11 protein-coding genes and 1 pseudogene are annotated in these 12,564 nt (G+C 26.3%); 10 read left to right on the plus strand and 2 right to left on the minus strand.

Annotated features, from left to right (window positions below; all coding sequences use genetic code 11):
• The first annotated feature begins 119 nt into the window (after positions 1–119).
• Positions 120–949: pseudogene (locus ABIN73_08135) on the plus strand (type I restriction enzyme endonuclease domain-containing protein).
• Here ABIN73_08135 and ABIN73_08140 read toward each other — a convergent pair.
• Positions 936–1,964: a mechanosensitive ion channel domain-containing protein gene (locus ABIN73_08140; GenBank protein ID MEO0269690.1), complete on the minus strand. Its 1,029-nt coding sequence runs from the start codon at positions 1,962–1,964 to the stop codon at positions 936–938. The pseudogene ABIN73_08135 and the gene ABIN73_08140 overlap by 14 nt on opposite strands.
• Positions 1,961–2,932 (minus strand): WYL domain-containing protein, encoded by a 972-nt coding sequence (locus tag ABIN73_08145; protein MEO0269691.1) that lies wholly within the window; start codon positions 2,930–2,932, stop codon positions 1,961–1,963. The genes ABIN73_08140 and ABIN73_08145 overlap by 4 nt, the downstream gene beginning before the upstream one ends.
• Before the next feature lie 58 nt (positions 2,933–2,990).
• On the opposite strand from ABIN73_08145, the gene ABIN73_08150 reads away from it, so the two are divergent.
• The 9 genes from ABIN73_08150 to ABIN73_08190 form a co-directional block, all read left to right on the plus strand.
• A complete protein-coding gene (locus ABIN73_08150; protein MEO0269692.1) occupies positions 2,991–4,286 on the plus strand; it encodes an AAA family ATPase in 1,296 nt (431 codons plus the stop codon).
• On the plus strand, positions 4,279–5,829 hold the full coding sequence (locus ABIN73_08155; GenBank protein ID MEO0269693.1) for a hypothetical protein: 1,551 nt from the start codon (positions 4,279–4,281) through the stop codon (positions 5,827–5,829). Before ABIN73_08150 ends, ABIN73_08155 begins: the two co-directional genes overlap by 8 nt.
• Positions 5,822–6,112 carry a WYL domain-containing protein gene (locus ABIN73_08160; protein ID MEO0269694.1) on the plus strand — a complete coding sequence of 97 codons (291 nt, stop codon included), beginning with the start codon at positions 5,822–5,824 and terminating at the stop codon, positions 6,110–6,112. The genes ABIN73_08155 and ABIN73_08160 overlap by 8 nt, the downstream gene beginning before the upstream one ends.
• 57 nt (positions 6,113–6,169) lie before the next feature.
• Positions 6,170–6,586: a TIGR00725 family protein gene (locus tag ABIN73_08165; protein MEO0269695.1), complete on the plus strand. Its 417-nt coding sequence runs from the start codon at positions 6,170–6,172 to the stop codon at positions 6,584–6,586.
• Between the two features lie 21 nt (positions 6,587–6,607).
• Positions 6,608–7,597 carry a hypothetical protein gene (locus tag ABIN73_08170; GenBank protein MEO0269696.1) on the plus strand — a complete coding sequence of 330 codons (990 nt, stop codon included), beginning with the start codon at positions 6,608–6,610 and terminating at the stop codon, positions 7,595–7,597.
• Positions 7,594–8,193: a hypothetical protein gene (locus ABIN73_08175; GenBank protein MEO0269697.1), complete on the plus strand. Its 600-nt coding sequence runs from the start codon at positions 7,594–7,596 to the stop codon at positions 8,191–8,193. The genes ABIN73_08170 and ABIN73_08175 overlap by 4 nt, the downstream gene beginning before the upstream one ends.
• A gap of 57 nt (positions 8,194–8,250) precedes the next feature.
• On the plus strand, positions 8,251–10,143 hold the full coding sequence (locus tag ABIN73_08180; protein MEO0269698.1) for a PorV/PorQ family protein: 1,893 nt from the start codon (positions 8,251–8,253) through the stop codon (positions 10,141–10,143).
• Complete coding sequence (locus ABIN73_08185; protein MEO0269699.1) at positions 10,121–11,470, plus strand: adenylate/guanylate cyclase domain-containing protein; 1,350 nt, start codon at positions 10,121–10,123, stop codon at positions 11,468–11,470. Before ABIN73_08180 ends, ABIN73_08185 begins: the two co-directional genes overlap by 23 nt.
• An 873-nt stretch (positions 11,471–12,343) precedes the next feature.
• On the plus strand, positions 12,344–12,564 hold a 221-nt coding region (locus tag ABIN73_08190), incomplete at its 3' end, for a hypothetical protein (protein MEO0269700.1).

The raw sequence follows: 12,564 nt of genomic DNA on the forward strand, positions 1-12,564 counted from the left end.
TGATAAATCAATAAATTGTTAATTATATTGATATTGCTGATGATTTAAGGAAATCTTTAAGTAAATATACGATTGAAACTATTGAAAAAGTTTTAACTGACATAAATAAAGTTATAAATTTGCTAAAAGAAAAATACTATATTGTTTCTTCAATGTTTTATGGTATCGACTATAAAAACTGGAAAGTATTAAAACCAGAAGAACTTTCTAAATTAACAGTTTCAGCGTATAATCTTTTAGATACTGAAGATAAGAAGAAAGACTTTATAAAAAATTTTGTTGTTTTGAAAAAGATTTATGCCCTTGCCAGCCCTCATCCTGAGACAATTAAAATCAATGATGATATAAGATTCTTTGAAATGATTAAGAAAATGATTGTAAAGTATTCCACACCAAGACCGGAAATATCAAGGGACATTGAGTATGAAATAAATCAATTGATTTCAAAAAGTATATCAGCTGAAGAACCTGTAGATATATTTTCCCTTCTTCAAAAAGAAAAACCTGATATTTCAATTATTGATGAAGAATTTCTTAAACAGTTTAAAAGTATTGAACATAAAAATTATGCAGTTTATTTAATATTGAAGAGTTAATAGAGATTGCAAAAGAGATTAAAAAAAGGATTGAAGAAGGTGAAAATTTAAATTTAACTGAAGAGGAACTTGCTTTCTATGATATGCTTTCAAGTGAAAAAGGAGTTTTTATAAATGAAGAAGAGATTAAAAAGGTTGCAAAGGAAGTGGTGAAGAGGTTGGGTTATTATATTAAGATAGTTGATTGGAATAAAAAAGAAACATTAAAGGCAAAAATTAAAATGGCTGTAAAGGAGATTTTAATAGAAACTCTTGATGAAAGGATTGAATATGAAAGAATTGATAAAATAGCTTCTGAAATATATGAACATGCAGAAATGATATTTACTCTTATAGTTTTTACAATTCTTTAAATTTTTCTTTCTCTTCAATATAAATTTTTCTCACAGGATAGGGGATAACAATTCCTTCCTCTTTATATTTTTTGTGTAACCTTTTGATAAAATTATGTCTTATTAAATGTTGCTGGGAAAACTCTTTTATATTAATTATTACATTAAAATTTATACCGTATTCACCAAAGGAACTGTATCTTATAAAAACTTCATTATCTTCTTTATCATAAATTTCTCTTAAAACTTCCTTTGCAATAGAAGTTGTAACTTCCTCAACCCTTTCAAGGTCACTATCATAACTAACAGTTACAGGGATTATAAGTCTCATCTCTTTTTCAGGCAAATGATAATTTGTAAAAATTTTTGATGCCAATTTTGAATTTGGTATAACTATAAGATTATTTAATAAACTTTTTATTGTTGTATTTCTCCATGTAATATCAACAACATACCCTTCTTCACCTGTTTGAAGTTTTACATAGTCTCCCGGTCTTATATGCTTTGAAAGAATTATATGGAATCCTGCAAATAAGTTTGAGAGTGTATCCTGAAGTGCAAGAGCAATAGCAATTCCACCAACTCCAAGGGCTGTAATTATCGGGATTATTGAGATCCCAAGAAAGTTTAAAAGAACAAGAAGACCAATTATTAAAATTGATATTTTTATTATATTTTCAAGAATTGAAACAGAAGGTAAGGCTTCTTTTAATTTTTCTGTATAAATTTTTAAAAAGCCTGACGCAATATTTATTAAAACTATTGTGATTGATAGAATATAAATGGAAATTAATAACTTGTGAAGGATATTAAAAACATCTGGTTTTATTTTTATTATAAAGAGGGTAATATGAATACCTATCAATGTGAACCATATTATTATCCATTTTTCTAAGAATTTTATTATAATTTCATCACCTTCCCATTTTGTCTTTTTTGCGATTTCCTTTAAAAATCTTAAAATGAATTTTTCAAATATAAAACCTAAAAGGAAAAAGCCAATAATTATTATAAGTGGTAAAACTATTTTGTTCATTTTCCCTTTTTATATTTATTCAATGTTCTTTCTAAATAATTTATAAGTCTTTTTCTTAAATATTTTGGTGATTCAATTTCTGCATGAAAATGGAATGGCAAAACAAGGTAATATAAAACTGCCTCCGGATAGGAAACCCTAATTTTTAATCTTATTGAGCCATCACCAAATTCTTTAATTTTAAACTCTTGAAGGAATTTTTTCTCCCTTATATACTCTGCAACTTCCCTGTCATAAAAAATGCTCACCCATTCTTCTTTTTCTCCTTTCCATGGTCCAAACATATCCTTTACAAATTCTTTATAATCCTTTCCAATTATTGCATCAAAACATAGTTCGTTAGTTTTATTAATATTTTTTACCTTTTTTAAATCAAAAGTTCTCATTTCCTCCCTTAAAGTGCAATAACCTATTAGATACCATTTACCAAAGGCATGTATTAAAAACCATGGAGCAACCTTCCTTTTTATCTCTTTTTTTTCCTTTGAACCATAATAATAAAATTCAATATATCTCTTTTCATTTATTGCTTCTTTTATTAAATCATATTTTTCCTTTAAATCAGAAGGGAATATAAAACTTGTAATTTCAAATATACTTTTATACTCAATATTTCCCTTATATTCTTCAATCTTTTTTATAAACGATTCAAGTTCAGAAATTAATGGGAAATTCTTTTTCTTTTTTAAAAAATCCAAAGCAAAATAAAGGGCATTTAATTCTTTTTCAGTAAAGATTATTTCAAGAGGATAAATATGAATTATATCTTCTTTTTGTTCAATATAATATTTTTTTGTAAAATTATCATATTTTACAGTTATTCCTCTATTTTTAAGTTCTTTTATATACCTGAAAATTGTTCTTTCACTTATTTCAAGATATTCTTTTAATTCTTCCAATCCATATCTGCCTCTTTTTAATAAATTTATAAATTCATTAAATCTCTGAATTTTTGATGTATATTTCATTTTTATATTATAAAGAAAAATGACATAATTTGTCACTAAAGAGTGTTATAATTAAAATATGATAAATGAAATTTTTGAAATAGAAGATTTAAAGATATATAGAAATAGCACAGTTATAAGGAATTTTAAAGAAAATTTAAAACTTTCTGATATCATCAAGATTGCCCTTATCGGAAAATTGAATACTCTTTTAATAGGAGAAAGAGGCGAAGGGAAAACAGTATTACTCCATGAGATAAACTCAATTTATTTTGATGAAAAAGGAATATATATAAGGGCAAGACCTGATATGAAATTAAAAGAAATCTTTGAAAGATTTAATATAGATAAATTTAAGTTTGAATTGAAAGAAATTAAGTATGCAAATTTTACAATGATAGATGAAATAAACAGGGCTCCGGAAATTATCCAGAACGAATTTTTCCATATTCTTGATGGATACATTGAATTTGAAAATAAAAAAATAATTTTGGGGAATGGATACCATATCACTTTTGCAACTGCAAACTATGAAAGAAAAGGGGGAATTATAAGGTATTCAGGAATATTTGATATGGATTCTTCAATAATTGACAGATTCCCTTTAATAATAAATGTTGATTATTTTAATCCTGACCCATTAGATGTAATTGAAATAATTGAGAATAATAAATATGAAATAAAGAGGAACGGGAATTATGTTGAACTATTTAAAAAAATTAATAAAGAAATTGAAAATGTTAAACTTACACTTGATGCAATAATTTCCATTCTTTATTTAAGATACGGGCTTGATTTTTGTAAAAAAAATAAACTCAATTCAAAAAGAATATCAATCAATTCCATACCTTCAATATGTGAGGGATGCCACAGGCTTGGAGAAGGATGTGGATATATTTTTCCACCGAGTATGAGATTCATAAAAAATTTAAATATCTTTTCAAAGGCAAAAAATCTTTATTTAAAACTCAAAGGAATAAAAAAAGAATATGTTGATTATATTGATATAATTGAGAGTTTTTCCTTTCTTTCTCCATTTAATGGAATTATAAATAATTATTTAATTGAAACAAAATATATGGGTGATGCATATCTTGCTTCAATGGAAATTGGAAGAATGATTAAAAGGAAAATTGAGGAGAAAAAAGAAATTTTAAAAGAATTATTTTTAAAAAGTTTTGAGGGAAAACTTGCCCAGAAAGACCTGGAAATGATTGAAGGGGAATGGAATTTTATAAAAAGAATAATTTATGAAATAAATCATATAGCAAAGGAAGAGGGGAACCTTTTAAAGATTAAGGAAAAAGAGAAAATTGAAAAAATTTTGAGTAAATATAAAAATCCACTCCTTCATTATTTTTTAAAAAATGATTGAAAAAATTTTTGAGGATATTGAAAGAAATCTTGATTTTATAGGAGGCTTTATTGAAGTTAAAAGAATTAAAGGCAGAGAAATAAGAGCAAGTATTGATGTTTATAAATGGAAAATTATTTTGGAAATAGGGGATGAAATAAAATGGAAAGATGAATTTATAAAGGATATATTGCTTCATGAAATAATGCACTGGAAAATATGTCCGATGGATATTTTTTATCATTATGAATTATTTGATTTATCCTTTAAAAATTTTAAAAATCCAGAAGATTCAGGTTATATTTTAAATGCCTTTGAGGACTTAATAGTGAATACCTATAATAAGTTTAAAAATCCGCCTTATGAGGGACAATTAGAATTTTTCAAATTACAAACTTCTCATTCCTTTTCACCTTTTTATTCATTCTTTGTAATATTGAATTTGTATTTATGGGATGAAGAAAAAAGGATAAAAGAAATCTTTAAAGATTTTCAAAATAATAAAGAAAAATATGAGGAAATAATTGAGGATGTAAAAAAATTATTTAAAAAATGGAATATACCTGAAAATAAAGAAGAAAGGATAGGATATTTAAAAAATCATGCTAACTGGAAATTTCTATTTAATGAATTTATAATTTTTTCAAAAAAATATTTCAGAGGTGAGAGGATTCCTTTATCAGTTTTATCATTTTTTGAAGAAGAGATGTCTTCAAATGAAAGTATTGAAAAATATATTAAATTGAAGGCAAAAAGGAGAGAAAAACCCTCTTTTATCTCATCTTTTTTATTTTATGATATTTATTATACAAGTATTTCACCTTATGTTGAAATTGAAACAGATGAAAGAAGTGGTTTTGAAATTCCTTTTATAAGTTATGGAAAGGAAAATTTTGATATAAAGAATCATTCCTTTTATGAAATAAACTTTAAAAGACCCTTCTTTGATAAAGATTCACCATTTAAAAATAATATAAATTTTTATGTTGAACCATTTAAAAAAGGAATATTTATTAAAAAAGGTGTTAAAGATTTTTTTCCTGATTTAATGTTTCTTGTTGATTCTTCCCATTCCATGACTTATGGGAGTGATAGTTTTTTGCCATGGGGAAAGAAATATCACAATCTTTTAATTGGGATTTATGGAATTTTTAACTTTTTAAAAATAAAAAGGATAGCACCCTATATTAAATATTCTTTAATAAACTTCAGTTCTAAAACAATTTCAACAGGATGGCTATCTTATAATGAAATTGATAAAATAAAAAAATTGCTCTTTTCACCGCAAAGGGGTAATACATATATTGATATTAAAAAAATAGAAGAGAACTTAAAGAATAATATTTTTATAATTTTCATCACCGATGGTGAAATTCATAACTGGAATAAAATAAGAAAAAGATTTATGGAAATTATTAAGAATTATAAATTTGTTTTGTTTCAGATAGAAAAGGAAAGTTCTGTTTATGAAGATTTAAAAGATAAAATACCCTGTTTTTTAATTGAAGATTCTGAAGATATACCTGAAAAAATAATTGAATACACAAAAGACGTATATGCTTAAAATAATACTTTTTGGTGAAGACCTTTCAAAAGTTATTTTAAAAAAGAAAAAAAGAATTAAAAAAACAAATGAAAAAGATTTAAATCCTCTTGAAAAAATAAAAAAAGCAATAGATTTATCAAAGAAGTTAGAAATTGAATATGTTGATTCAAAGGGTAAAGAGACAAGAAGGGTTATAAAACCTGAAAAAATAGAAAATGGCAAAATAATTGCCTATTGTTATTTAAGAAATGAATGGAGAAGTTTTAAAATTGATAGAATAAAAAAAATAGAAATGATATAATTTTTTAGATTATAATTAAAAAATGCAAAAATTAATCGGTGTAATAGGTGGCTCAGTTTGTTCAAGAGAAATCTATATATAGCCTATGAAGTTGGTAAAAATATTGTTAAAAGTGGTAATATATTAATATGTGGTGGTTTAAGTGGTGTTATGGAGGCTGCATGTAAAGGTGCTTATGAAGCAGGCGGGCTTACAATAGGTATATTGCCAGGAGATTTAAAGGAAGAAAGGAATAAATGGGTTAAAATACCTGTAGTTACCGGGATGGGTGAAGCAAGAAATGTTATAATAGTAAAGTCTGCTGATGGAGTAATTGCTATTGATGGTGAATATGGAACACTTATGGAACTTGCAATTTGTGGTAAAATTAATAAACCATTAATAAAAATTAAAGTGCCTTTTAAAATTGATATAGGTATTGAGGTGGATGATCCAGAAAGTGCTGTTGAACTTTTATTGAATCTTTTGAAGTGAAAAAAGAGAGAGTCCCTTGAGATGAAAAAAATTTTATTTATAAGTATTTTATTTTTGTTTATTTTCTGCGGAGAAGAAAAGATTAATTATCCTCCTTTAGGTGATGAATTTGAAGAAGTTTGGAAAGCTAAGGATATAGGTAAGGAGAAGGAGATAAATTATATTATTCCTTCAAATATTTATGAAGAAATTTTTTATTTTGTAGTTTTAGAAGATTATGAATATAAACATAATTCATATATTTATAAATTTGATTTTAAAAATGAAAATTTAGAGAAAATAGGGGATTTGCCTTATTGTTACACACCTTTTTCTTTATCCTTTCGTTTTCCTGAAAAAATTTTAACTTTTAATAAAGATTCGGTTTATATATTAAACATAGAAAATGGGGAGATAAAAAAGATAAAAATTCCTTATCTTCCAAGGTTTATTTCTTTTTCACCCTTTGATTCTCTTCAGTTTTTCATAATATGTGGCATTTTACTTATAAGCTCCTATAATTTTTTATCCTTTGATACTATTTTTCATTTTTCTTCTAATGTCTATTATTTATTTATCACAAAAAGAGGAGATATTTTTGCAGTTTCGGAGAATGAAATTTTGTTCTCAGGGGACAGCGGAAAAACATTTAATACAATTTATAATATGCCATTTAAAAAGGTTACCTTTGATGTAGATGGAAATGTGTATATAATTAAAGATAATAGTGTTTTAAAGTTAAGTAACGGGAATTTAATTTATGAGATAAATTTACCTTTTGAGTTAAATTTTTATTCCTTTACAGCTGGTAAGGACTTATTTATTTCAAATTTTATAAACAATGAATTAAGAGTATATAAATTAAAAAATGATAAATTTTTGGATATTTCATTTGGAATAAAATATACTCTTGCAGATTCTCAAATTCGCCATCTTATTTTAAAAGGTGATTCTAAATATTATCTCATGTATGCAGGTTCCTCTTACGGTAATCATATTTTATATTTCATAGATAGTGAATTCCCACCATGATTAATAATTTTTTACTCTCTCTTCACTTTTATATAGGAGTAGATTTATTTTACATAAAAATAGGTGATTTCAATGAACATTTTAATTTTCTTACAAAAAGGGCAAATGAGATTGGGTGGAAGGGTAATTTCAGAAAATTTAAAAATTTTAATTTTTCTCCGGTCTTATCTATAAATTTCAGGAATTTATATGCATGCACTGGACTTATTTTTGACAGAGCAGAAGGAAATTTCTCTTATACGGAAAACAATAATCTTTTTAAAATTTATGAAAGATGGACATATTATTTTATTCCTGTAAATATATACTTTGAGAAAAATTTTGAAGGAGTTTTTATTTTTTCAGGACTTGAATTTTTCTTTTCAAATTTAAAAATTGATATAGAAAGTAATTTTACAACAAGAGAAAATTATCCAAAAAGGTTTAAAGGAGAAGGGATGGGAATAATTTTAGGATTAAAAAAAGCATTTAAAAATTTGTCATTTATGGCATTCTGGCGCTTTGCCGAAGTTTCAGATTTTCATTCACAGGGGAATTATCTTTTTAAAAGTGATAAGGGGTATATTTACGAGGCACATTCTGGGGGAAAAAGGTAATTTTCAATTTATCAGGAATTTGTTTAAGGATTGTATATAAGTTAAAATAAAAAATTAATGGAAATTTTATTTTTATTTTATGTGTTTCAGGTATTGAATATTCCCCCTGATGCACGGGGCTCTGCTATGAATTTCTTTCTTTCCTCCTCTGAAGGTGTTGAGGGAATATACTGGAATCCTGCAAACTTATCAAAAATTAATAACCCCGAGATTATTATGAGCCACAGAGAATGGTTAAAAAATGTAAAATACGATTATTTTGGAGTTTCCTTTTATAAAGAGAAAGTTGGAAAACTCGGTCTTTCAATAGCAGTTTTTTATTCTGACTCCTTTTATACAAATTCTTCAGTTTCCTATTCGAAAAGATATAAAGATTTATTCTGGGGAATAAATTTAAAAGGTATATATGCAAGAAAATTTAAAGGCTCTGATTTTTCTTTTGCAGGTGATATTGGATTAAGTTATATCTATAAACCCTTTAATTTCTCCCTTGTTTTAAAAAATCTCGGCACATCTTTAAAATTTGAAAATAAATTAGAGCGCTTTCCTGTTAAGATAGAAGGGGGTATAGGTTTTTTAGAAAATTCAAAAAAATTTAAGTTTGAAATAGGAAGTTCTTACAATTTTACTTTTAAAGGGTTTAAAGTTGGATTCGGAGGAGAATATCCATTATGGGATTTTTTATCTTTAAGAATGGGTTATTCAAAAGTTTTTTCTGATACTTTTGAGGAAAAAGGAATAACATTTGGAGCAGGAGTTAAATTTCTGGGATTTAATTTTGATTATGCTTTTATACCAGATGGAATACTGGGAGAGGTTCATGTATTTACACTTAAATATAATTTTGAAATAATTCAGAGATTGACCTCAGAAATGCTAAAAACACTATCAAAAATTAAATACATTTTTGAGATAATTGAAAAAGAGAAGGTGGGAGATGAAGAAATGATTATAAAAACAAGAGAAGAACTCAAGAGAAAGGAAAGGATGGTGGCTGAAAATTATGTTATATCAGGTAAGGAGAAGATGGAAAAAGGAAAGCTTGAAGAGGCAAAGAGAGATTTTGATATTGCCCTCATCTGGGATCCTGACAACGAGGAAGCAAAGAAGCTCTATATACTTGTTGAATCAAGGATAATCACAAGGAAAATTACTGAAGGTTTTTTGAATGTAAGGAAACATATAAAAAAGGGGGAGTATTCTGAGGCACTTTATTATATCAATGAAATTTTAAAAATAGACCCTGAAAATCCTGATGCAAAGGCACTTGCTGATTCTGTTGAATCATTAATAAAGGAAAAATCAAAGTTTAAAATGAAAGAAAACACAGATTATTTTAATTTAGGCATTGAATTATTTAAGAGGGGTGATTATGTTAAGGCAAGAAATTATTTTTTAAAGATTCTTGAAATTGAACCTGAAAATAAAGAGGTTAAAGGATATTATAATGAATGTGAGAATAAAATAGAGAAAATTTATGATATTTATTTAAAAAGGGCTTTAAATCTTTACAAGGAAAAGAAATACTTTGAGGCGCGAGATATTTTAGAAAAAGCAAGAAATTATAAAAATACAGAAGAAATTAATAAATTACTTAAAGAGATTAATGATGAACTTAAAGAAATGGCTGAAAAGAATTATGATAATGGAGTTTTATTTTTTAACAAAGGGAAAATAGAAGATGCATATTTTTATTTTATAAAAGCAAAGATTTATGAACCAGAAAATACTAAAATTAACTCTTACATTGAAACTATTGAAAAAGATTATAAAGATAAAATTGATGAAGATGTTATATACTTAAAAGGTATAGAGGCTTATGTGGAGAACGATTTTAGAGCTGCTTTAAATTTTTGGTTAAAGGTTAAAGAAATAAATCCCAATTATCCTAATATAGACAAAAATATTCAGAGAGCAAAATCGAAAATTGAAGAGCTTGAAAAAGGTTAAGGTATTAAAATTTCCAATAAGATATAAGGTTCTTTTAATACTTTTATTTTTGTTAGGGCTCACTTCTTTTCTTTTTTATAAATTCATAGGAGATTTTACAGTTAATTCATTAAAGGACGAGATAGATAAGAGGATGAGTTCTCTTATTCAGAATCTTGCATCCACATGTGAGGAACCTTTATTTGAAGGAGATGACCTTTTTCTTTTTAAGTTAATGAAGGAGATAAAGGAGGAAGAAGGTCTTGAATATGCTATGGTTATTGATAGGAACGGAATAATATTTGCTCATAGTGATTTAAAATATTTTGGAAAAAAGTATGAAGAAAAAGATTTTAAAAATCCAAAAATTTTTACAAAGGAAAAGGAAATATATCTTGCAGGTAAAAAATATATAGGTAAAGTGTTAATAGGAATTTCAGGAGAGATTATAAAAGAGAAAATAAAAAAACTTGAAAAGATAATTCTATTAATAACCCTTTTAATTTTTATCTTAGGATTTTTTTTAACAATTTTTATAACAAAATTTATAACAGATCCAATTAAATTACTTGAAAAAGGAACTAAGGAAATAGCGAAGGGAAATTATGATTATAGAATTCTTAAATATCCAAAGGATGAAATAGGTGACCTTGCAATTGCCTTTAATGAAATGGCAAAAAGTTTAAAAGAAAAGGAGATGATAAAAGATGCATTTAGAAGGTATGTATCCCGTCAGGTAGCAGAAGAGATATTTAAGAATCCTGAAAGGTATATTCAGAGTTTAAAAGGAGAGAGGAGGAAAATTGCAGTTATTTTTGCAGATATAAGGGGTTTTACCTCCCTTGCTGAGAGATTACCCCCTGAAAGGGTTGTTCAGATACTTAACAATTATTTAACAAAAATGACAGATGTAGTTTTTAAATATGAAGGGACAGTAGATAAATTTATAGGAGATTGTATAATGAGTGTTTTTGGAGCTCCTATTTCTCATGATGATGATGTTTATAGAGCAGTTAAGGCTAGCTGGGAAATGCAGAAATATATAGAAATGGAAAATGAGAATAAAAAAGAAGAAGAGAAATTAAAAGTGGGTATAGGAATAAGTTATGGTGAGGCTGTTGTGGGAAATATTGGTTCAAAGGAAAGGCTTGAGTATACGGTTATAGGAGATTCAGTAAATTTAGCTGCAAGACTTGAATCTATTGCAAAGGGAGGGGAAATACTTATTTCTTCAGATGTTTATGAGAATGTGAAGGATAAAGTTCTGGCAGAAAAGTTACCTCCTGTAAAGATTAAAGGAAAAAGAAAAGAAGTTTTAATTTATAGGATAAAGGATGTTTTGTTTTAATAATATAACTATTATAGAAAAATTATTTAAATAGGGGGCAAGAAGAATTTCAGTTATCCCCCGTTGAGATACTGCCCAAGGGATACTGACTTTCTTGCCCCTATTTATTCCTTTTTTATTTTATATTTATAACCTTTTCTGTCCTATCAGGGAGCTTAAAGAAATATACTCCTTTATTCTGTAAATTAATTTTTAAAGTATGGTTACCTGCACTAAAATATCTTTCAATCCTGTTTATATCCCTTCCTTTTTATTCAAAAACTACTTTTATTCACTTTTTGAAAAATTTTTTTTTAGAAATTGAAAATTTTTAAAGAGGTATTAGATAATGGGAAAAGGTAAAAATTCGCAGGCTAAAGCCTGCGCCTACTTTTTTTAACATTTATTACCATAATTTATTGTAACCGCAACCTTTAGGTTGCGTAAAAATATTGTTACTAAAGCCTGAACCTACTGTATTTATATTTTTTTTCAACAAAAAAACAACGTGGTTGTATTTTGCAGGCTTAAGCCTGCGCCTACTTTTTTTAATTTTTTTAACATTTATTACCATATTCTATAATTTTATGGTAGTGCGCAAAAATTCACTATTAAAATACCAAATCCAAAAGCAAAGATATCTTTTTATGCAAAAATGGGTAGAGTAAAGGTATATTTTCTGTGCAGTTCTTTTAAAGACGAAGTTTGTTTTTGCTTATGCTTACAAATCTTTATAAGGTTAAATGCAAAAGATTTTATGAGAAAATGCTTATGTTGAAAGATTTAAAGAGGAATATACAAAAAACATTTTTAGTAGGCACTTCTTTTAATCTTATTGAGCCAGAAAAATTCAATATATTTATATATTAATAATCCTTATCATTCTAAAATTTTATGGTATTCTACAATTTATTGTCATTTAATACATCTTACCCTTATAATTTAAATCTGGAAATATTTGGAATAGGTCTTACATTGCTTGCAGGAGTTTTAACTTATTTTGTATGGATTAATGGTAGATGGATGAAAGAAATGATAAGTAAACAAAAGGAGATGCTAAATAAACAGAACGAAATTTTAAATAAACATACTGAAATATTAAACAAGCAGACAGA

This window comes from candidate division WOR-3 bacterium, from assembly GCA_039804025.1.
GTDB lineage: Bacteria > Hydrothermota > Hydrothermia > Hydrothermales > JAJRUZ01 > JBCNVI01.

What these genes read in the sequence shown, in the direction of transcription:
- ABIN73_08140 (MEO0269690.1), bottom strand. Translation starts at nt 1,964, where the DNA reads ATGAACAAAATAGTTTTACCACTTATAATAATTATTGGCTTTTTCCTT.
- ABIN73_08145 (MEO0269691.1), bottom strand. Translation starts at nt 2,932, where the DNA reads ATGAAATATACATCAAAAATTCAGAGATTTAATGAATTTATAAATTTA.
- ABIN73_08150 (MEO0269692.1), top strand. Translation starts at nt 2,991, where the DNA reads ATGATAAATGAAATTTTTGAAATAGAAGATTTAAAGATATATAGAAAT.
- ABIN73_08155 (MEO0269693.1), top strand. Translation starts at nt 4,279, where the DNA reads ATGATTGAAAAAATTTTTGAGGATATTGAAAGAAATCTTGATTTTATA.
- ABIN73_08160 (MEO0269694.1), top strand. Translation starts at nt 5,822, where the DNA reads ATGCTTAAAATAATACTTTTTGGTGAAGACCTTTCAAAAGTTATTTTA.
- ABIN73_08170 (MEO0269696.1), top strand. Translation starts at nt 6,608, where the DNA reads ATGAAAAAAATTTTATTTATAAGTATTTTATTTTTGTTTATTTTCTGC.
- ABIN73_08175 (MEO0269697.1), top strand. Translation starts at nt 7,594, where the DNA reads ATGATTAATAATTTTTTACTCTCTCTTCACTTTTATATAGGAGTAGAT.
- ABIN73_08180 (MEO0269698.1), top strand. Translation starts at nt 8,251, where the DNA reads ATGGAAATTTTATTTTTATTTTATGTGTTTCAGGTATTGAATATTCCC.